A 21,276-nucleotide genomic window follows, 5' to 3' on the forward strand; every position below is an offset into this window, starting at 1 on the left:
ACATCTACACTATTACAGAATACTGGGATATTCAGATATTAGCGCTGTAATTTTCTTGACGAATTAACGACCTTACTAAAAAACGATTCGGCATCAGTGCATTCAGTAACGTAGTGCTCAGTGGAAATGGCCCGTTTGTTATTTCTGCTACCAAGGTATCAACTAATATAGGCGCGGTGGTGATGCCTCTGGAACCTAGGCCGGTCAGAATAAATACCTTGTTAACATTTTTGCCTGCGGCATAGCGATGAGCCGGCAATGCTTTGTACAAATCAGCTAACTCTTGAGTTTGAGCGACTATATCTGGCATAGCGCCAACCAATGGCAAATGATCGGGCGTACTGCATCTAATTGCCGCTCTTCCTTGAATATCATCCGTGAAGAGTTCAGTAATATTCGCCATCCACTCACTTTCCTGCATCGCCTGTTTATGCATATTAATGTTTTTAAGGGTTTCCGCGGGGCGATGTTCAGTACCCATATCTTGTTTTATGTAAGTAGAGCCAAGCGCGTGGTAACCATTTACGGCCGGCGTGAAATATCCCTTATGACACAAAACGGCTTTTAGTTTGCTCGTTTTTTTACTCGTAGGAATCGCTTCTACTTGTCCGCGTGTCAGTCGCATTGGCAGCAATTGCTGGCATATCTGCAATGAATCGGCCCCTGCGGCAATCACCAGTGATTCCGTTTGCATATCCACTTGAACGCCATCTTGTTTGCGCAGTGTAATTGTCAGCTTAGAATCAGCCGCTGCTGAGTAATGCAGAAATTCATGTTGATACAATGCGCTAAACAGACCGGTGTTCGACGCTTTTTGTAAACATGCCTTAATTAGACTAACTGGCCCAATCCATCCGCCTTTCGGTAAATGTAATGCTGAATGTGGAATGTCTAGGCCTGCAATTTTGCTTGCTTGCTGTGCGCTTACAACTGTGGCTAGTTCATCAGGCCAAAGCGATTTATCGCGCATTTTTTTGAGTCGCTCTTGCGTATTTTGATTAAACCCAAGTTGCAATACTGAACACCAGTCATGCTCAAATTCTAGACCTTGTTCAACAAATTCATCATAAAAGCGTCGAGCATATAAAAAAGCATGTACAAAAAACTGGCTATTAACGCCGGCCTCTGCGTTTAGTTGAGGGTAAAACCCCGCTATAGGATTGCCTGACGCGCCAGAGGCTGGCGCTTTATCTTTGCAAATTAATTGCACCTTGATGCCCTGTTCGACTAAACGCAAAGCAAGCAGCGCAGCAGCGATGCCACCGCCAATAATCGTTAGCGCCTTAGGTGAAGCAAGCGCCTTGTTTTCTGCTCTGCTGATACGCTCAAAATAGGGGGGCTGTTTATCAATGCTCGGATGAAAAGTAGCTTGCGCCAATATCGCGACAATCATTTCTCGTTTGCGACCAAAGCCCTTAATTTTAGAAACCGCAAAGCCTGCTTCTTGAAGCGCCCTTTTTACTGCGCCTGCTGCGGTAAAGGTTGACAGCGTAGCCTTTGGCGAACTGAGCCGCGCCATTTGATGCAATACTTCTATGTGCCACATGTCTTGGTTTTTACTAGGAGCAAAGCCATCCAGATACCAAGCGTTTACAAGTCCATCCTTCACGTTATGAATAGCAGATAAGCCAGTGTAAGCCTCACATAATATCAAATCTAAGGTTATCGCGCTGGCGCGTTCGCCAGCATTGTGGAAGCTGCGGTGAATCCCCTCTAGTGCCGGCGGGTAGGTGCGAATGACCGATGCAGAATACTTGGCTAATGACGGCCACTGTTGATAGATCTTATTTAGTGCTGATGTTTCAATAGGGAATTTTTCAAGGCTAATGTAATGCAGCTTTTTTAAAGGCGACTGCGGGTAGTTCTGCAAAAATTCCTCGAAGCGTTTTGCGGTAAGTAAATAGTTTAAGCCGGTGCCAAAGCCTGTTTCACCGATGCAAAATGTTGATTTTTGCCAGTTGAGCCACTGCTCCCAGAGTCGATTGCCTTGAATAAAGACATATTCACTCTCTGCGATGCCGTCTTCATTTGAAAAGTATACATCTCCAAAAGATAAGGATTCTGGCGTGCCGATAGAATTAAAGGATAGGTCTGCGTGGCTTAATTTCATACAAGATCAACAGATTATTTGTAAAGATTTCATGAATGATTAACAATCAACGCTTAATTTGTTTTTATATATATGCCAGTATAACGACTTTGGCTATGCGGCGTTTAAAAATTCTGCGTTAAGTATAAGGCTTCGTATACACGAGCAACAGTTTTTATTAAAGGTGAACTATGAAACGAGCAGTAATCACTGGTCTTGGTATCGTATCGAGTATTGGCAATAATGCTGAGGAAGTAACGGATTCTTTAAGACACGGCAAATCTGGCATTCGCTTTTCAGAGCAATTTGCCGAAATGGGCATGCGCAGCCAAGTTTGGGGTAACCCTCAGATTGACTTAAAAGAGCATATCGATCGTAAAACACTTCGTTTTATGGGAGATGCCGCAAGCTATGCTTATCTTTCAATGGAACAAGCTATTGCCGATGCAGGTTTAGAAGAATCTCAATACTCAAATGAAAGAGTTGGGATTATTGCAGGCTCTGGCGGAGCGTCTTCTGATAACCAAGTGGTTTCGGCGGATACCCTTCGTGAAAAAGGTGTTCGCAGAGTCGGACCTTACATGGTTACTCGCTGCATGGGCAGCACCGTGAGCGCCTGTTTGGCGACGCCCTTTAAGATCAAAGGGGTGAATTACTCAATTTCATCCGCTTGCGCCACCAGTGCGCACTGTATCGGAAATGCTTGGGAGATGATTCAGCTTGGTAAGCAAGACATGGTGTTTGCAGGCGGCGGCGAAGAGCTGCACTGGGCTTTATCAAGCCAGTTTGATGCAATGGGCGCATTGTCTAGCAAATATAACGACAATCCTGCTGTAGCTTCACGCACCTATGACGCTAATCGAGATGGTTTTGTTAGTGCTGGCGGTGGCGGTATGGTTGTGGTCGAGGAGCTTGAACACGCGCTTGCTCGCGGTGCAAAAATCTATGGCGAGTTAGTTGGCTATGGCGCTACATCTGACGGTTATGATATGGTCGCGCCGTCGGGCGAAGGCGCCATTCGCTGCATGAAACAAGCGCTGCACGGTATTGATGCTCCGCTTGATTACTTAAATACCCACGGCACATCAACGCCGGTAGGCGACGTAAAAGAACTAGAGGCGATTCAAAGTCTGTTTGGTAACAACAGTCCCGCAATAAGTGCAAGTAAGTCGATGTCAGGTCACTCACTCGGTGCCGCCGGCGTGCATGAAGCAATTTATAGTTTATTGATGATGCAACATAGCTTTATCGCGCCGTCCATCAATATAGATGAGTTAGATAGTGCGGCTCATGGACTCGATATAGTCACCAGCACTCGTGAACAAGAGCTCAACTTGGTCATGTCTAATAGCTTTGGATTTGGCGGCACTAACGCATGTTTGGTCTTTCAAAAATATAAGGGCTAGTTTTAGCAGCCCATTGGAGTAATTATGAGTGTCAAAGATCAAGTGTCTGAGCAAGAGTGGCAAACACGGATTGATTTAGCAGCGTGTTATCGAATGATTGCTCACTATGGCTGGGACGATTTAGTGTTTACACATATTTCGGCTCGCGTCCCTGGGCCAGAGCATCACTTTTTAATTAATCCATACGGAATGTTTTTTGAAGAGGTCACCGCATCGAGTTTGGTAAAGGTGAATTTGGCAGGTGAAAAAGTGATGGCCTCTGATTACGACATCAATCCCGCTGGTTTTACCATTCATAGTGCTGTGCATGAAGCACGAGACGATGCAAAGTGTGTCATGCATTTACATACCACCGCAGGCGTGGCGGTATCAGTTTTAAAAGAGGGCTTACAGGCCTACTCTCAGCAGTCGCTATTTCCCTTGGCGTCTTTGTCATACCACGACTATGAAGGTATTGCGCTTAATCCAGATGAGAAAGCAAGGCTGGTAGCCGACTTGGGCAATACTAACTTTATGATATTGCGTAATCACGGACTGTTGACCGCAGCCGACTCCATTGCGGATGCGTTCTTGTTTATGTTTATCATGCAGCGTGCCTGTGAAATTCAACTTCAGGCACAGGCTGCCAATCAGCCCATGATTGCTATTGATGATAGAATTCTAGCGGGCATACGTGCACAAGCAGCCGAAGTGACGCGTTCAGCAGGAGGTGGGCTTGCGTGGCCCGGTATTTTGCGTAAATTAAATAGAATGTGCCCTGACTTTAGTGAGTAATGCTTGCTTAGTGAATCTTTCAATCAATATCGCAACCGAGCAAAATGGTGCATATATGGCTATCACAAGGTAGCCTTTTGGGATACTGAAAGTAATGCTCAGGCCAGCGAACAGCGACAAGTTGAAGGCAGTGCTAATACCAAAGAAGTCATTGTGTTTTTACATGGCTTCCCATCTGCTAGTTGGGACTGGCATTTTCAGTGGCAAATTCTTAAAGAAAACTACCGGTGCATAGCCTTTGATATGTTGGGATTTGGTTTGTCTGATAAACCAAGACCTCATCAATATAGTGTGCTTGAACAAGCTGATATTGCGCTTTATTTATGCCAAAAACTAGGCGTGCGCAAAGCCCACATTGTGGCGCATGACTATGGCGTTTCAGTTGCTCAAGAACTGCTGGCAAGACAGCATCAACGAATCCCTAGCGTGGATATTTCTTCAATCTGCTTTTTAAATGGCGGGCTTTTTGCGGAAACGCACAGGCCATTGTTTACCCAAAAACTCCTGCACTCCATATTTGGGCCAATCATGGTTCGGCTCATGACAAAAGTCACGCTGAAACAAAGTTTTATAAAAATATTTGGTAAACAATCGCCGCCCGCGCCCCACGAAATTGATACTTTATGGCGTTTGCTTAAATTCAAGGAGGGCAATTTAGTACTGCCATCTTTATTGGACTATCTGGACGAACGTGTGCTGTATCGCGACCGTTGGGTCAAATCTATGCAGAGTACTAAAGTGCCATTGGCCTTTGTCAACGGGGTGCAGGATCCTATTTCAGGTAATCATATGTTAAACCGATTTAAAGAGTTGCTCCCAGATAGTGCGGTTCAAGCGCTAGAGGTTGGTCATTATCCTCAGCTAGAAGCAAAGCAAGCGGTAACGGATTTAATTAGACAGTTTGTGAGTACAAGGCGGCTTAGCTAATATGAAGATATTATATGATGATAATATGCCCTATGCCGCTGAGTACTTCACGAGTTTAGGTGAAACGAAAGCATTCACAGCAGGCAGGCTTTCAGAACAAGATCTGGCTAAGTGTGAGGCATTGTTGGTCCGTTCTACCACCACTGTGGATGCGCAACTGCTGCAAAGAGCACCAAATTTGCGCTATGTTGCCACTGCAACTTCAGGATTTAATCATCTATCGTTAAGTGACATCGAGGCTGCCAATATTAAATGGTATGCCGCGGGAGGATGCAATGCGCGAGCGGTAGCAGAATACATATTGGCGAGTATGTTTATGTTGGCTGAGCGTCAGGGCTTTATGCTACAAGATAAAACCGTAGGAATTGTGGGTTTAGGCAATGTTGGTCAAGCCCTTGAAGCGCTATTACAGGCGCTAGATATTCACATGGTAAAATACGATCCACCGCGCGCTGAGCTTGATGCCTCGTTTGTGTCTGCTAGTTTCGAAGAGGTGATAAGTGCTGACATTATTAGCCTGCATGTGCCGCTGACAAGGTCGGGCAATTATCCTACAGAGCACATGTTTAATGCTGAAGTGCTTGAAAAACTCACTGCTCAGCAAATATTAATTAATGCTTGTCGAGGTGAGGTGCTAGACAATCAAGCACTGTTGATAGGAATGCGTGCCAATCGGGAAAAGATGCCCACAGTCGGTTTAGACTGCTGGGAAAACGAGCCCACTATCGAACGTGAACTGATACCTTATCTTGCTTTTGCAACCGCTCATATCGCAGGACACTCCCTAGAAGGAAAAGCAAGAGGCACGGATATGGTTTACCGCGATTTATGCCGATTTTTATCTATTGAAGCAGAGCATCAGCTGAGTGATTTCTTACCAAGATATGAGGCCGTGGCGATTGATGCAGAAAATTCGAATAATGCGAAGATTAATCTGAGCCATCAGACAATCGTCTCACAAAGTATAAAATCTATGTATGATATTGAAAATGATGATAGTTTTTTTCGCCGCTACATGGCAAACTCAAGGTCGTTTTCAGAAATTCGTCGCAGTTATCCTGTGCGCAGAGAATGGCCCGCAGCAAAAATAACAATAAGTAATAAATGTGCTGCCCAAACATTAAAAAAACTAGGGTTTAGACTGGCTAACGACAGCAAGTAATTAATAACCGAAACCTTAAGAAAGGAAAAATAAGATATGTCGAATGTATATGACGTTGCTGTATTAGGTGCAACGGGCTTGGTTGGTCAAACCATTATGGAAATTTTAGCAGAGCGTAAATTTCCAATTGGTAAACTGTATCCGCTTGCTAGTGAAAGATCAGCCGGTGGTGAAGTCGAGTTTAAGGGTGAACAGTTAACCGTGCTCGATGCCAACACATTTGATTGGAGTAAGGTTCAGTTTGGTTTCTTTTCAGCGGGTGGAAGTGTTTCAGAAAAGTTTGCACCAATGGCTGCAGAAGCCGGATGCGTGGTTATAGATAACACCTCACAGTATCGCTACGAGCCAGACATCCCGCTAGTTGTGCCAGAGGTCAACAGCCATGCACTAGCTGATTATCGCAATCGCAATATTATTGCCAATCCCAACTGTTCCACTATTCAGATGGTAGTGGCGCTTAAACCTATTTATGACGCGGTAGGTATCGACCGTATTAACGTCGCCACTTATCAGTCAGTCTCTGGTGCCGGCAAATCCGCAATGGAATCGCTCGCTAAACAAACGGCAGAGCTACTAAATGGTAAAGCAGTTACCGGTGAAGAGTTTAGCCGGCAAATTGCATTTAATGTTATCCCGCAGATAGACGTTTTTATGGATAATGACTACACCAAAGAAGAAATGAAAATGGTGTGGGAAACGCGCAAAATATTGGGCGATGAATCTATTCAAGTAAATCCAACAGCGGTAAGAGTACCGGTGTTTTTTGGTCATGGTGAAGCTATCCATATAGAGACAACACAGCAAACAGATGCAGAGCACGTTAAACAGTTGCTTGCCAATGCGCCGGGCGTGACGCTTTATGATCAGCGAGAAGACTTCCCAACACAAGTCTCAAGTGCGAGCGGTAATGATTTTGTGCATGTTGGGCGCGTTCGCAATGATGTTTCGCATTCTCATGGAATAAACATGTGGGTGGTGTCCGATAACATTCGCAAAGGTGCGGCAACTAACAGCATACAAATTGCCGAAGTCTTGATACGCGATTATATGTAAACAATTGACGCAAGATGTCGATAACTCAATGAAGATGAATGAACGCTTGGGTGACATTTATTGAAATTTTAGGAGCAACTTAAGGTTTTGAAATCGACCATCAAAAATTGGATTGCTGTTGTATTGACACTGTCAATGCTGAGTCCTGCGCTGGTTTCAGCGCAAGTACAGTTGCAAGGTCCGACAAACTCTCCCGAGGCATACTCGGGCGTAGTTTATGGTCCGATTGATCAAAATGATACGCTGTGGCGAATTGCTAGCCGCTATAAGCAAGATAGCCAATTTAGCGTATATCAAACAATGTTGGCAATATACGAACTAAATCCCCAAGCCTTCGAGAATAGAAATTTTAATACCATGGTCAATGGCGCTACACTGCAGTTGCCCAGTGATCGCTACATTGCACGTATGGATATTCAAAAAGCCCGTGCTAAAGCTGAAGCCGATGATCGTGCGTTTGGTCGTCCCAACTCGGTGCAGCCAGAAGAGGTTCTAAACGAAGTTGCAACCGCTGCCGCCGTGCCGGACGTACCCCTAGTTAATCAAGAAGATTTGTCGCAAACCAAGCAAGAGTTGCAGCGTCAATTAAACAGTTTAAATCGTCAGCAAAACATCCAATTTGATCAAGTCAAAGAGCAAGTCGGCGCCTCTATTGCCAGCGTGCAGGCGCTGATTGATGAAAACAGGCGTCTTTACGACCGCCTTGATCAAGTCAACCAAGATATTTCTGATTTGAGAAGTAAGGTGGAAGGTGACGTACAAGATCAGATTGACCAACAGCTAGCTTTACAAAAAGAAGTCATCGACCTAGTTAAACAAGCAGAACAACGGCAGCTCGACAGAGAAGCTGAATCGATTTGGAAAACCTTGTCTAGCCCGATTGTCGTGATTACTATTTCAATTATATTTACAGCCGGAATCTTGCTTCTGCTGGGTGTATGGTTGCTGCGTAAACCTAAGTCGACTGAAGACAGGGCAACTGAAGATGAATCGGTCGCTGATATCATTGACGATGAATTAATCATTGGTGAAATGGACGATGATGATGCTGAAGATCTCATGGCTGCGCTGGATCAAGAGATGGGTGAAGACGATATATTATCGTCTGATCTAGAAGATGGTCTTGATGAACTTGGGGTGGGCGATACTGACTTTGGCGATATAGACGACATGTTGGTACCTGATGCCCAAAATGCAGAGAAAAAGCCTGTTTCTAAAGCGCAGATTGTCGAAGAAGATGTTAGTTTTGATACTGATGCGATTAGTCTAGACGACGATGAGTATGAAAACCAAGAAATTGATTTAAAACCCTCTACAGAACAGCCTTCAGCAAATGATGAAAATGCTGAAAAGATGGTTGATGACCTCGAAGGTGACGCTTCAACGATTAATGATTCTGAGTTAGGTGAGCAAGGTTTTGATGAACAAGGCCCCGATGATCAGAGTCCTGTTGAGCAAAGCACTGATGAGCAAGCACAGGTCGAAAACAAGGTTGATCCAGATGAGCTGTTGGCCAGCGTTCAACAAGCATCACAAGCAAGTGAGGAAAAAAATACACAGTCGAACAAGCTTGCATCGATGCAAAGCGATACCGCCATTGGCATGCCAGTAGACGAAAGTGCTGATATTGATGATGAAGCTTTAGAGAAAATCGAAAACACCATTAATGAGACGACGCAAGAGTTTGAGGCCTTGTCTTCTGAAATATTAAACGACCTAGAGGGTGTGGTTGATGAAGACGAGGATTTAGACAAGGTAATTGATGAGTCTCAGATAATCAGTCTTGACGCAGATGCAGATGAAGAGCCAGAGATTGAAGTTGAGCCTGCAAAGCCAGTTGAATCTGAGCCTGATCTAAGCCCTGAATTGACGCCTGAGCCGATTACAGATAATGATGCTGAGCAGGATGATGAAATAACAGCAGAGTTACCCAATTCCTCAGATACAGAGCTTACGAGCGAAGACAGTCGTGAGAAAGATGACGCGATTTTGGATGAATCTACAGACGAAACAGAAGACGAAATTGTAGCTAGCAATGAACTTGATGATTTACTCGAGCAATTTACCCAAGACCCAAGCCCTCCAGAACCCGTAAATGATGATGCGATTGATCTCAATGTAGATGATGAACCCGATGACCTTAGCAATGATTTAGCAAATGAACTACTTGCTGAATTGGAAGAAGACGTAAGTGATGACGATTTAGATGCTCTGCTTGAAGAATATACGAAGGGTCCCGATCTAGGCTTAGATGAGCAGAACAACGAAGAAACAAGCAAGCAGATTGCGGATAGTGACGCATTGCTTGATGATATACCTTCGCTCAGCAGTATGGGCGACGAATCGCCGACTAAAGAGAGCTTGAATCCTCAAGAGAGCTTGTCAGATGACCTGGAAAAGCCGGTGCAAGACGATGCGCAAAATATTGCCGCAGAAGATAAGCAAAAAATAAGTAATGATGAGATTGACGAGGATGAAGATGTGCTTGCTGATCTCCCAGGCTTAGACGACTGGCTTGGTGACGACGATTTAAAAGATGATATCCAAAGCATTACGACAGAAGACGGATTAGATAATGAGCTGAACGTATTGGCCGACATTGAGGGCTCTGATTTTGAAGAGCTCCTATCAGAAATCGACGCCGAAAACCTCGACTTATCTGATGACTTAAAGGCTTTTGAGAACGCCTCAGAGAATAATCTTGTTGATGATGAGTTAAAAAATGCTGGCCTCGATTTAGATAGTTTGATGCAAGATGACGAAAGTGCGGATGAATCGGTAGAAGATTTTGTGAATGTTGATGATTTACTTTCTGAAAGCGAAGCCTTAACACCACTGGCAGACGAAGATATCGCTCTAGATTTAGATAAGTCTTTAGGCAGAATACCAAAAGAAGAAAGTATTGATGACCCAGGCTCAGCGCAAATAAGCAACGATGAGCTCATTTCAGAACAAGCCAGTAACTTAGATCTTGCTCAAGTTTATATGGATATGGGCGATCATGAAGCCGCGACAGAAGTGCTCGAAGAAGTAAAGCAGAGAGGCTCTGACGAACAGGTGGCGGAAGCAACCGAGCTGCTGCAGCAAATCAAAAAAGACCAATAAACTTAAGGTATTCTTATGGCCAAAGCATGTGCCTTACACATACTGGTAAAGACCGAAAAAGAAGCCCAAGACCTATTGGTGCAATTAAAAAAGGGAAAGCATTTTGGGGATTTGGCAAAGCGCTATTCGCAGTGCCCGTCAGGGAAAAAGGGTGGAGACTTAGGCGAGTTTCGGCCTGGGCAAATGGTCAAAGCTTTTGATGATGTCGTGTTCAAAAAAGAAGTGTTAGTAGTGCACGGGCCAATTAAAACGAGTTTTGGCTTTCACCTTATCAAGACTTTATATCGTAACTAATGAACAGATACCTTGCTTTACGCTAGGGGTTGGTCAAACTCTTCGGGCTTGGTGAAGTCACCTTTAAAATCAAGTAATTTATTGTCTTCAAATGTCAAGATGAGGCGCTTTTTAACATCTTCGCCACGCTTAGCCATACCGCGCTTCATTTCGTAATAATAATACCAAACATTGTCATTGAAGCTATCTCCAACCACTGGATTACCTAGTACAAATATGACTTGTTCTTTTGTCATTTCAACGCGCAGCTTGTTTACGTCTTTTTGGTCAAGAAAATTACCTTGAGGCACATCAATACGATAAATCCAGTCACTGCAGCCAGATAAAAACGTAAACGATAACAAAATGACGATGATAAACTTCATAAGACTTCCATATAAAAAATTCGCTAGGGATACTACCTCACTTGCTTGAGACCGATCAATCCCTATTTGGTTCATCCCCGCTGTATTTGCCTATCTCGACTGTCATTAGCCGGAAATTTGCCTTTAAAAGGATTTGTTTCACGATCATTAAAGCTTCAATAGGTCTTTTGCGTTGGCAATCGCTGTATCGGTCAATTCATCACCCGCCAGTAACCTTGCAATTTCATTGACTCGCTCTTCTTTAGTCAGACGCAAAACTTTGGTTTCGGTAGTTATTCCATCTGTGAGTTTAGTCACAAATAGTTGGTGATGACCCTGAGCTGCAACCTGAGGCAAATGTGTCACGCATATTACTTGTGACTGAGCGCCAAGTTTATTCAGTAGTTTGCCGACAATTGAGGCGGTTTGGCCACTAATACCCGTATCAACCTCATCAAATACCATGGTTGGAATGCTGTAGTCGCGAGAGCGAATAACTTGAATAGCCAAGCCGATGCGCGCAAGCTCTCCGCCTGATACCACTCTTTCCATCACATCGGGAGCTTGCCCCGGATTCACTGAAACGAGGATTTGTATTTCATCATTGCCTAATCCATGAGGCTTGTCTTTGTCGTTATGTAAGATCTGGGTATTAACCACGGCGTGTGGCAGATTCATTTGCTGAATGCTTTGTGCAATTTCTTTTGAGAGTTTTTCAGCTGCAGTTTGTCGAGATTCAAACAGCGCATAGGCTTTTTTACGGTAGCCAGCTAAAGAGTCGGCGCAACTTTGCTCGAGCAGGGATAAGGATGCTTCATCGTTTTGCAATTGGGTAAATTCATTGGCTAGCTCGCTATGGACCTGATGCAGCTTTTCAGGCGAGGTGCCGTGTTTACGAGAGAGTTCTAAGGCAGTTGCATAGCGTTCTTCAATAGCCTGAAGTTGCTCTGGGTCTGTTTCAAGACCACTTTGATAATGTGATAGTTCAGTATAGGCTTCTTGCACCTGTATGACTGCACTTTGCAATAACTCATAGCTAGCGTTTAGCTCTGGATCTGTATCGAGATTATCTTGAATACCCTTTAGCGCAGTATTCAATAAAGACAAGGCATTGCTGTCGTCGTCATCTTTCAACACGTAACACGATTTTTCAGCTACTTGAATAAGCTCTTGTATTGAGTTGAGTTTTTTGAAATCAATTTCTAACTGCTCAAATTCACCCTCAACCATTGCAAATGCGTTAAGCTCGTCCACTTGATATTGCAGCAGGTTGACTCTGTCGAGACGCTGCTGTTGAGCAGTTTGCAGGGCTTTAAGTGTTTTTGATTGCTCAGAGTAATGTGCATATGCAGATTTAGTTTGTGCTAATAAACTTTGGTGTTGCGCATAGCCATCCAGCAGAGCAAGTTGATTATCGGCCTTTAAAAATTGATGGTGGTCATTTTGTCCATGGATGTGGATCAGTTTGGATCCTAGTGCTTTGACTTGCGAGAGCGTGACCGCAACGCCATTGATGAATGCCTTTGAGCGCCCCTCTTTACTGACTACTCGACGAATGAAGCACTCATCTGGATTATCTTCTTGGCTGAGCATCTCTTCGTTTAGCCATGCTTTTACTTTCTCTAGTTTATTCACATCAAAATGAGCGACAATTTCAGCTCGCTGAGAACCTTGCCTAACAATGTTGGTGTCTGCCCGTTGACCTAAGCACAAGCCGAGCGCATCGAGCGCAATCGACTTACCTGCGCCGGTTTCACCGGTGATGGCCGTCAGACCATTTTGCAAACTAAGTTCTACATGTTTTACCACGGTAAAATTTTTGATATCGATATGGACAAGCATAAAAATACTCCAATGTGTAATACTGATAATATATACAGTATTTTATACAGTGTAAAGACTGTCTTTTGGACTAGTTTTAAATAATAAGCGAGTATCGTTTGGCGCGTAAACCTAAAGGCTTAATATAGCTTGCTGCCCCAGTTGAGCTTGGTTCTTAACACATTAAAATAATTGTAGTCTGGTGGATGGACTAACGTGAGGTGTTTTTTGTTCTTGCGTATTTTTACATAGTCACCAGGCTCAACCGCAATGACCACATGACTGTCGCAGCTAATTTGTACGCTGTCGACATTATTACTGGATATTTTTAGCGTAATTTCGCTGTTTGCATCAACCACGATGGGCCTACTGCTAAGCGTATGTGGAAACATCGGCACAAGTGTTAAAGCATCTAAATGCGGCACTAAAATTGGCCCGCCGCCCGACAGTGAATATGCGGTAGAGCCTGTAGGTGTAGCAATTATTAAACCATCTGAGCGTTGGCTAAATACAAAGTCACTGCCAACATACAGTTCAAACTCCATCATGTGTGCGACTTTACTGTGATGAAGGACGACTTCATTTATAGCGCTGTGAGCTTCGTAAAGTTTGTCGCCTCTAAAAACTTGTGCTTCTAAAATAAAACGTTTTTCACGATAGACCTTATTGGCAAAAATATTTTCAAGCTGCGCGACAATATCTTCTGGGTTAATGTCGGTTAGAAAGCCTAAGTTACCCCGGTTTACGCCAACGACGTCGACATCGTATTCAGCGAGTACCCTAGCGGCGCCCAGCATGTTGCCGTCGCCACCAACTACGATGGCCAAGTCTGCTTGCTCGCCTATTTCCGTTAAGCTGGCAGCATGTGTGTGCTCAGTAATACTGCCTGCAATACGGGTCTCAAGCAATACTTTGCAATCACGCTTTGTTAATTCAGCAATCAGAATGTTGAGGCTGGTATGAGTGGCTTCATGGCTCGGTTTGCCAATTAACCCTACCGTAGCGTAGCGCATAGATATTTTCCGTAAAACTTCGGCTTATCAACAGATTATACGAGGACGCGCAGGTTGCAAGAAAAAAACTGACTTTTGCGCTTAAATACTCGCATAAGTCAGCTGTTTTAGAATGCTTTGCTATGTCTGATGAGAGCAAATATCCGCTGGAGGCTTATCGCGCCGTCCAACCGCCATCTAAAATAATGGTTTGCCCGGTAATGTTTTTAGCTGCACTACCCATCAAAAATGCGGCTGTTTCTGCCAGTTCATCAATGCCAATAAAGGCTTTTTTAGGCATAGGCTCGAGCATAATTTTATTTACCACATCTTCTTCGCTCATGTTGTTTTCAATTGCCTGAGCAGCAATTTGTTGTTCTACCAAAGGAGTTTTTACATAGGCAGGACAAAGGGTATTAATGGTCACGTTTACGTCACCGGTCTCTAGCGCTAAGGTTTTAGCAAAGCCTAATAGACCATGTTTTGCAGCAACATAGGCGGATTTATATGGCGATGCAATTACCGAATGTATGCTGCCAACGTTAATAATGCGTCCAAAATTTTGAGCTCGCATGTGCGGGAGCAGAGCACGCGTAAGCATGGCAGGCCCGACTAACATAACATTGATTAACAGTTGCCACTTATCCGCTGGAAAGTCTTCAAGCTTAGCTACATGCTGTATACCAGCATTATTTACCAGTACATCTACTGGGGTATCTTTCAGTCTCTCTGGTATGCTAGCGATGTCGTTTGCGTCAGAGACATCCAGTTTAATTGCTTGCGCTGCGCTGCTGCGCTTAACATTTAGCTTGGCAGCTGCCTTTTGCGCCGCGTCAATATTGATATCTGCAATAATAATGTGATTGCCTGCAGCGGCTAGGTGCTCTGCTATGCCAAAGCCGATGCCGCTGGCGCCGCCGGTGATCAGTACGTTTTTTGCTGTGCTCATTGTTTGTTTCCTTTTCCTAACGCTTGCATGACCTGATAAATCGCCTTGATTTGCGGGCCTTGTTTGTTGGCATAATTTTCATCTGTATACCCCCACCAGTCCCAGCAACCCTGCGGGTTTAAAGGCATAAACATGGATTTTTTTACCTGCGGATAGAGCACCACTATGTTGTTTACGTCTGCCCAGCGATTGTAGCCCGCTTGCTCTGCGTAGGCTTTGCCAACATCGTCAATATTTTGATTACAGCCATGAAAACTAATATGAAGTGAACAAGTATCGCCGCTCTCGCACGATTGTGGCACGTAAATGAGCGCGTTTTCATTAATGGATGTGCCTCGTAAATTTACCATATCTCCAATGTCAATTGTTTGCACAGGCAACGCTTCTTTGGTTTCTGGCAGATTTAAATCCTTATAAATAAAAGACAGAATTTCGCCTGCGCCATCATACCCGCAGTTGCCGATAAACGGTGGTTCAGAAATGTCACACGGGTTTCCGGCGTCCAAGGTCGGCATATGATGAGCAAACGCTTGGCTGTCAACATAATCTATTTGGGCTTCGGGTAACCAAAGTTTGTATTGCGCCGCCAATAAATCAGCGGCAGTGCGATTTACCGTTGTATCTTTTGTGCCATGTATGAGTTTAACGCGGTCGTCTTGTAAAGCGGATATAGCCGCTACTCGTCCGTCGCTCAGGTATTGTTCGTATTGTCGAATAAATGGCGTATTACTAATTGCACTTGAGGCTTTGCCAACGCATTGACCAAGGGCCATGCCGATATCACCCAATGCACAGTAGTAAGGACCTGCCCCAACAATGCCAGCGCCGACTATCGTTTCGGAATGAGACAGTTGAAACTGTGTTGCCATATACCCACCAGAAGATAAACCACTTACGGAGGTTTTACTGAGATCCAGATTTAGCTTGTCGACATTGACTTGCGCATTGCTCGGGGCGCTACTAAGTGAAATAAGCGCAGTGAAAACATACATACATAAGCTTTGTTTTTGTAATAAACTCATAGTGAATCCTAGTGCGCTAAAAATTGACGGATGATGTCGCTGTATTGTGCAATATTATTAAGACCTTCTAGATGCCCCAAATCACCCTCTAAATACTGCAAATCGACGTCTTTACCTTGTGCCTGCATAGTTTTGGCTGCAAGTTCTGCATGATAAGGCATCAGCAACAAGTCTTGGCTTGCGGTAATAAACAAGGTTTTAGCCTCAATCTGAGCAAGACCTTCCTCAAGCGTTCCTTTCATACCGGTCATAAATAACTGATTGGCTCTAACTAAATACAGTAAATGATTTGCATCCATTTTGCTGCTGCGTTCAGCCGCGCGTGCCATTAGCCAGTTGACGATGGGTGGCGACGCCGAAATGTCATACATATCTGGCTGTTTATCTGCCAGCAGTAGCTGTTGATTAATTTGGTTGAAAAATTCGGGGGCGAGGGCGCTTTGAGTAATTAAGGCTAAAGCTGCGCTCAAGCCTGCATTTGGAAATTGTTCTGGCGACTGAGCGTAATAGTCACCGCCACGCCAAAGGGGATCTAGTTTAATCGGCATTACCCATTGCTCCAAAAGAGCGGTAGTCCACCCATCAGCTTGGGCTGAGCCGATCACTGAAATCAATCGGGGTACCCAATTTGGATAAGCTGATGCCCATTCAATTGCCTGCATTGAGCCCATCGAAGGGCCCGCTACCGCATATAGTTTTTCTATCCCTAAAGAGACCAAAACAGATTTCTGCACATTCACAAAATCCCGCATAGTCACCACTGGGAAAGACAGGCCATAAGGTTTGCCGGTATCGGGGTTGATGCTTGCGGGACCTGTAGTGATAACATTATCGTCGAAGGCATTAATGTTCACTAAACTATCCACGCTGATCACAAAAAAGCGATCGGTGTCGATGGCTTTGCCGGGCCCAATGATGCTATCCCAATACCCCGGCTCTGGATCATCCCTTTTATATTTTCCCGCGGCATGGGAAGTGCCCGTAAAATAGTGGGTGATTAGTATGACATTACTTTTATCGTGGTTTAAGGTGCCATAGCTTTCCCAACCCACTTTGACATTTTTAATGGTTTTACCACCAAAGGTTTTAAATTCATCAATTTGATGAAGCTGTTTGGTGACCAGCATCTGTGTCGCTTGCGCAAGGTCGTCTGCGGAAACTTGTTGCATAGCTGAGTCCTTTTGTTGGCCATTCATTGGGCTTGTTGCAGCGTTACTTTGAGACGCCGTCGAGAATAATACTACTATGCATGCTAGCGTCACTTTTGTTGAGAATCTTAGTAGTGCCATATGTAGCCCTTTGCAGGATTGAAAAAAATATTTGCTCACATCTGTCATACGTCTAAGACCTTAAAAAATAATGAACAGGGCAATCGCCATGCTCAAACCAATTAGCGGAACAATGACGGTCAGCGCGGCCATAGGGCCATAAGCCGCTTGATGGGTTTCGTGGCAAATGGCCCGAATAGTAGTTACAACATAGCCATTGTGCGGCAAAGAATCTAATGCCCCCGAACTGATGGATACGATACGATGCAGCTCTTCGGGATCGACCCCTTGATCCATATAATATGGACCAACCAAAGGCAGCGCTATGGCTTGGCCGCCAGAGGCGCTTCCGGTTAAACCGGCGATGACGCTTACTGCGATTGCAGCGCCAATTAACTCATTACCTGGGATTTGAGTCATAATTTCGACCGTGCTTTGGAAAGCGTCTGTAGTTTTCGCAATCGCCCCAAATCCGACAACTGCTGCGGTGTTGCCAATTGCGATAAGCGCTCCAGTTGTGCCCATGTTGACAGCTGCTCCCAAGTTTTGAAAAAACTTAAAATTGATCACCATTAAGGTTAAAACGCCGCTGCCCAAGGCCACAATTAAGGCCATTTCTTTGTAAGTTTCATGAAACAAAAATGAAATAATAAGTACCACAAATAATGGGATTAGCCCCGTAAAGGGATGGGGTAAATCGCGCTCGACTATTTCTGGGTCCTCTGGTTTATTATGGAAGGTTTCACCCTTTGATACCGCATTGGTGACCATTTTCTTCAACCACCAATAGCCGAATACAGCCATGAAAACGGCGACAACCGCGCTGACTTCCCAAGCCGCAAATGGCGAAGTGCCCAAGTACTTAATCGGTATCCAGTTTTGAATTTCGGGGGAGCCAGCTGAGGTCATGGTGAAGGTTACCGAGCCAAAGGCAAGCGTTGCGGGAATAAATCTGCGCGGTAAATTGGCATCTTTGAACAGGCTCAGCGCCATCGGATACACCGAAAACGCTACAACAAAAACGCTCACACCTCCGTAAGTTAAGATTGCACAAGCCGCTACTACCGCAAAAATAGCTTTCTTGTAGCCCAATTTGCCGATTATCCAACGAGCTAATGCGTCGGCAGCGCCAGTATCTTCCATGAATTTTCCGAACAGTGCGCCCAGTAAAAACATAAAAAACCAACTGGCAATAAACGATGTAAAGCCACTCATGTAGGTTTGCACAAAGTTACCGTCGCCTACAAATACGGTCATTCCACTTGTTAGGGCAACAATGAGCGCGCAAGTTGGCGCTGCTATGAAAAGATTCATACCGCGAATGGTTAAGACGATAAGGAGCGTTAAACCCCCGACTAATCCAATTAAACTTAACATCAAAGATATCCTGTTCTTGTTTTTATAAATGGCTTATAGCAAAGCAATATTAACAATATGCTAATTAAACCCAAAAGAATCTGTGACCGCAGAACGCCAGGATGGACACAATTGTGATGTAAACTGCCTGCCTTGCCCATAGTACGATGGTACTAGTTATTTTTGTGCGTTTTTAGATTAACTTTGTAGACAGACCGTAGTGCCAGCAATTTTGTTTGAATTGACTTTATAAATTAACAATAAAAATCTTAGGGAATTATCATGACGCACAACATACACAATCAAGCTAGCTCAAAGCAAGGTTTTGAGTTTACAAAAACCGCTTGCGCAATCGCGGTGATCAGCACATTCGCAGCAAGTTTTGTGGCTCCTACAGCCTTCGCGCAAGAAGCACAGTCTGAGCAAGTGCAAGCTAAAGGTACATTGGAGCGCATCGAGGTTACCGCAAGAAGAACCGTAGAGTCCTTACAAGAAGTGCCGGTAGCCGTAACATCTGTAAGCGCTGCGGATCTGCAGGCCCGAGGCGTTACCGTGCTTACAGAGGTGCAACAGTTTTCACCTAACACCACCTTGCAAATGAGCCGCGGTACCAACTCTACGCTTACTGCATTTATTCGCGGCGTAGGTCAACAAGACCCACTTTGGGGTTATGAGCCGGGCGTCGGAATTTATATTGATGACGTGTATATGGCCAGACCGCAAGGAGCGGTACTCGATTTATTAAATGTACAGCGCGTTGAAGTCTTGCGTGGTCCGCAAGGCACACTGTACGGAAAAAATACAATTGGTGGTGCGATCAAATATGTGACCAAAGAAATGTCGGGTGATGCTGAGCTAAACGCGCAAGCAACCCTCGGTAGCTATGCACAAACAGACCTTATGGTGACAGGGCAAATGCCATTGATTGAGGACAAGCTCTACATTGGCGGTGGCTATGCAAACCTAAATCGCGATGGCTTTGGTGAATACCTTATTTCCGCATTACCAAATCAAGATTTAGAGAACTACAATAAAGAGTTGTGGGCAGCTCGTGTTGCAGTTGAATACAGACCTACCGATAAGCTATTTTTCAGACTTGATTGGGATAAAACTGAAGATACCTCAAATTCCAAAGGCGGTTTCAGACTGCTGCCCAGCATTCTGACTGACGCGCCAGTTCCAGATAGTGTCTACGACTCATACACAAGCTTACCTACTGAAAACTTAGTAGAGCTTGAGGGCTTCAGTTTCTTGGCACGTTACGATGTAACAGAGGATTTGCAGGTAAAGTATATTGCGTCTAGCCGCGAAAGTTACTCGCCGACTAACATCGATTTTGATAATACGCCGGTTGACGTGTTTGATGTGCCAGCTATTTATAGCGATGAAAATACTACTCATGAACTTCAGGCTAACTATATCGGCGATACATTTACCCTCACCAGTGGCCTATATTATTATGACGGCGAATCATGCGGCAGTTTTGATGCCATTTTAGGTGCTCTGGGCAGAGTCTTAGGGGCGAGTGGTTTAACTCGTGAGGTCGCTGGCTGCAACAACTCCGAAAGCTGGGCTGCTTATACGCAGGCGAATATTGATTTTTCTGAGCGTTTATCGTTCACCTTAGGTGCTCGCTACACAGAAGAAACCAAGCAAGCGTTTGTAAACAATGGTTTAATATTCGCCAATGTTTACCCAGAATCAAACTGGATACCGGGCTATGTGCGTCCTGATGCAATCTTTCCTGGCAATAATTTAGTGCCGCAAGTGTTAGGTCAAGATACTAATGCAGATGGAATACTAGATGCACCGTCTGAAGAGAGTTGGTCGCGCTTTACGCCGCGTGTTGGCGTAGATTATAAAGTCTCTAATGATACCTTACTGTTTGCCAGTTACTCTCAGGGCTTTAAATCGGGCACTTTCAATCCTCGTGCGACGATTAACGAGCCAGCGGTAGACCCAGAGGTTGTAAATTCATTTGAAATTGGCGTGAAGTCAGATATAAGCGACACGTTAAGAGCAAATATAACGTATTTCAATTTAGACCATCAAGACCGTCAATACATATCAGTATTGCCCGTATCTTCGCCCACTGACCTTAATCAAATTTTAGGAAATGTGGGGCAGTCTAGAGCGTCTGGTATCGAGGCTGAGGTTACTTGGGTTGCTACTGAAGCCTTGAGCTTTGATTTAGCACTTGGCTTTATCGATGCTGAATTTGAGGAAGTTATTAGTCTCGACGCAAATGGTCAAGAAGTTGATATTTCAGATGCATTCGCTATATCCAATACACCAGAGTATACCGCCAATCTATCGGTAAACTATGGTTTAGAAACCAGCATTGGATTTGTGATGTTGTCGGCAACTTACTATTATCGCGACGATTACAATATTGATGAAACCGCTGACAGCTTGTTAAGTCAAGAAGGCTATGGCTTGTTCAATGTCAGCGCAACTTGGGAAAGTGACTCTGGCAACTACTATGCTGGATTGCATTTGAAAAATCTAACTGACGAAGAGTATTTGGTAGGTGGCTATCAGTTTGTCACACCAGACGGTAACGGTGGCTTCATACCCGGCACCGGTGGCGATAATACCTTGATCGGTTATTACGGCGACCCCAGAACCGTGCACCTAACACTAGGCTATCGGTTCTAACATTAATGAGGCGGCTTTTGTGCCGCCTTTTTATTTTTCAGTAATCCTGAGCCCAC

General features: G+C 44.5%; 16 protein-coding genes. 8 read left to right on the forward strand and 8 right to left on the reverse strand.

What is annotated here, in order from left to right; all coding sequences use genetic code 11:
* Positions 1 to 31: 31 nt before the first annotated feature.
* Positions 32 to 2,110, reverse strand: coding sequence for a bifunctional tRNA (5-methylaminomethyl-2-thiouridine)(34)-methyltransferase MnmD/FAD-dependent 5-carboxymethylaminomethyl-2-thiouridine(34) oxidoreductase MnmC (gene mnmC / locus AB9H30_RS16645; RefSeq protein ID WP_371195852.1), 2,079 nt, complete (start codon positions 2,108 to 2,110; stop codon positions 32 to 34).
* Positions 2,111 to 2,280: 170 nt separating this feature from the next.
* On the opposite strand from mnmC, the gene fabB reads away from it, so the two are divergent.
* The 7 genes from fabB (at position 2,281) to ppiC (ending at position 10,810) form a co-directional block, all read left to right on the forward strand.
* Complete coding sequence (gene fabB, locus AB9H30_RS16650) at positions 2,281 to 3,495, forward strand: beta-ketoacyl-ACP synthase I (RefSeq protein WP_371195853.1); 1,215 nt, start codon at positions 2,281 to 2,283, stop codon at positions 3,493 to 3,495.
* A gap of 24 nt (positions 3,496 to 3,519) precedes the next feature.
* On the forward strand, positions 3,520 to 4,269 hold the full coding sequence (locus AB9H30_RS16655) for a class II aldolase/adducin family protein (protein WP_371195854.1): 750 nt from the start codon (positions 3,520 to 3,522) through the stop codon (positions 4,267 to 4,269).
* 3 nt (positions 4,270 to 4,272) lie between these two features.
* Entirely contained in the window at positions 4,273 to 5,196 is a 924-nt protein-coding gene (locus AB9H30_RS16660) for an alpha/beta fold hydrolase (RefSeq protein WP_371195855.1), read from the forward strand.
* A 1-nt stretch (position 5,197) separates the two neighbouring features.
* Positions 5,198 to 6,358 (forward strand): 4-phosphoerythronate dehydrogenase, encoded by a 1,161-nt coding sequence (locus tag AB9H30_RS16665; protein ID WP_371195856.1) that lies wholly within the window; start codon positions 5,198 to 5,200, stop codon positions 6,356 to 6,358.
* A 36-nt stretch (positions 6,359 to 6,394) separates the two neighbouring features.
* Positions 6,395 to 7,411, forward strand: a complete 1,017-nt coding sequence (locus AB9H30_RS16670; RefSeq protein WP_371195857.1) for an aspartate-semialdehyde dehydrogenase — start codon at positions 6,395 to 6,397, stop codon at positions 7,409 to 7,411.
* Positions 7,412 to 7,498: 87 nt separating this feature from the next.
* Positions 7,499 to 10,516 carry a FimV/HubP family polar landmark protein gene (locus AB9H30_RS16675; protein ID WP_371195858.1) on the forward strand — a complete coding sequence of 1,006 codons (3,018 nt, stop codon included), beginning with the start codon at positions 7,499 to 7,501 and terminating at the stop codon, positions 10,514 to 10,516.
* 15 nt (positions 10,517 to 10,531) lie between these two features.
* The gene (gene ppiC / locus AB9H30_RS16680; RefSeq protein ID WP_371195859.1) at positions 10,532 to 10,810 is read left to right on the forward strand and encodes a peptidylprolyl isomerase PpiC; all 279 of its coding nucleotides are present in this window, start codon (positions 10,532 to 10,534) and stop codon (positions 10,808 to 10,810) included.
* A 17-nt stretch (positions 10,811 to 10,827) separates the two neighbouring features.
* On the opposite strand, the gene AB9H30_RS16685 is transcribed toward ppiC, so the two are convergent.
* The 7 genes from AB9H30_RS16685 to AB9H30_RS16715 form a co-directional block, all read right to left on the reverse strand.
* Positions 10,828 to 11,175, reverse strand: a complete 348-nt coding sequence (locus tag AB9H30_RS16685) for an outer membrane protein assembly factor BamE (RefSeq protein WP_371195860.1) — start codon at positions 11,173 to 11,175, stop codon at positions 10,828 to 10,830.
* Between the two features lie 147 nt (positions 11,176 to 11,322).
* Positions 11,323 to 12,996, reverse strand: a complete 1,674-nt coding sequence (recN, locus tag AB9H30_RS16690) for a DNA repair protein RecN (RefSeq protein ID WP_371195861.1) — start codon at positions 12,994 to 12,996, stop codon at positions 11,323 to 11,325.
* Positions 12,997 to 13,115: 119 nt separating this feature from the next.
* Positions 13,116 to 13,988 carry an NAD(+) kinase gene (gene nadK / locus AB9H30_RS16695; RefSeq protein ID WP_371195862.1) on the reverse strand — a complete coding sequence of 291 codons (873 nt, stop codon included), beginning with the start codon at positions 13,986 to 13,988 and terminating at the stop codon, positions 13,116 to 13,118.
* Positions 13,989 to 14,142: 154 nt separating this feature from the next.
* Entirely contained in the window at positions 14,143 to 14,916 is a 774-nt protein-coding gene (locus AB9H30_RS16700; protein WP_371195863.1) for a 3-hydroxybutyrate dehydrogenase, read from the reverse strand.
* On the reverse strand, positions 14,913 to 15,938 hold the full coding sequence (locus AB9H30_RS16705) for a polyhydroxybutyrate depolymerase (RefSeq protein WP_371195864.1): 1,026 nt from the start codon (positions 15,936 to 15,938) through the stop codon (positions 14,913 to 14,915). Before AB9H30_RS16705 ends, AB9H30_RS16700 begins: the two co-directional genes overlap by 4 nt.
* 8 nt (positions 15,939 to 15,946) lie before the next feature.
* The gene (locus AB9H30_RS16710) at positions 15,947 to 17,227 is read right to left on the reverse strand and encodes a homoserine O-acetyltransferase (RefSeq protein WP_371195865.1); all 1,281 of its coding nucleotides are present in this window, start codon (positions 17,225 to 17,227) and stop codon (positions 15,947 to 15,949) included.
* Between the two features lie 60 nt (positions 17,228 to 17,287).
* Complete coding sequence (locus tag AB9H30_RS16715) at positions 17,288 to 18,583, reverse strand: GntP family permease (RefSeq protein ID WP_371195866.1); 1,296 nt, start codon at positions 18,581 to 18,583, stop codon at positions 17,288 to 17,290.
* 261 nt (positions 18,584 to 18,844) lie between these two features.
* Between AB9H30_RS16715 and AB9H30_RS16720 the strand changes: the two genes are divergently transcribed.
* On the forward strand, positions 18,845 to 21,220 hold the full coding sequence (locus AB9H30_RS16720) for a TonB-dependent receptor (protein WP_371195867.1): 2,376 nt from the start codon (positions 18,845 to 18,847) through the stop codon (positions 21,218 to 21,220).
* Positions 21,221 to 21,276: the final 56 nt, after the last annotated feature.

This window comes from Glaciecola sp. SC05 (assembly GCF_041380235.1).
Taxonomy (GTDB): domain Bacteria; phylum Pseudomonadota; class Gammaproteobacteria; order Enterobacterales; family Alteromonadaceae; genus Glaciecola.

Bases quoted from the DNA above. Each gene is read 5' to 3' on its own strand.
- AB9H30_RS16705 (WP_371195864.1), bottom strand. From the start codon at position 15,938: ATGAGTTTATTACAAAAACAAAGCTTATGTATGTATGTTTTCACTGCG.
- nadK (WP_371195862.1), bottom strand. From the start codon at position 13,988: ATGCGCTACGCTACGGTAGGGTTAATTGGCAAACCGAGCCATGAAGCC.
- AB9H30_RS16670 (WP_371195857.1), top strand. From the start codon at position 6,395: ATGTCGAATGTATATGACGTTGCTGTATTAGGTGCAACGGGCTTGGTT.
- AB9H30_RS16715 (WP_371195866.1), bottom strand. From the start codon at position 18,583: ATGTTAAGTTTAATTGGATTAGTCGGGGGTTTAACGCTCCTTATCGTC.
- AB9H30_RS16700 (WP_371195863.1), bottom strand. From the start codon at position 14,916: ATGAGCACAGCAAAAAACGTACTGATCACCGGCGGCGCCAGCGGCATC.
- ppiC (WP_371195859.1), top strand. From the start codon at position 10,532: ATGGCCAAAGCATGTGCCTTACACATACTGGTAAAGACCGAAAAAGAA.
- mnmC (WP_371195852.1), bottom strand. From the start codon at position 2,110: ATGAAATTAAGCCACGCAGACCTATCCTTTAATTCTATCGGCACGCCA.
- AB9H30_RS16655 (WP_371195854.1), top strand. From the start codon at position 3,520: ATGAGTGTCAAAGATCAAGTGTCTGAGCAAGAGTGGCAAACACGGATT.
- AB9H30_RS16720 (WP_371195867.1), top strand. From the start codon at position 18,845: ATGACGCACAACATACACAATCAAGCTAGCTCAAAGCAAGGTTTTGAG.
- AB9H30_RS16710 (WP_371195865.1), bottom strand. From the start codon at position 17,227: ATGGCACTACTAAGATTCTCAACAAAAGTGACGCTAGCATGCATAGTA.
- recN (WP_371195861.1), bottom strand. From the start codon at position 12,996: ATGCTTGTCCATATCGATATCAAAAATTTTACCGTGGTAAAACATGTA.
- fabB (WP_371195853.1), top strand. From the start codon at position 2,281: ATGAAACGAGCAGTAATCACTGGTCTTGGTATCGTATCGAGTATTGGC.
- AB9H30_RS16685 (WP_371195860.1), bottom strand. From the start codon at position 11,175: ATGAAGTTTATCATCGTCATTTTGTTATCGTTTACGTTTTTATCTGGC.
- AB9H30_RS16665 (WP_371195856.1), top strand. From the start codon at position 5,198: ATGAAGATATTATATGATGATAATATGCCCTATGCCGCTGAGTACTTC.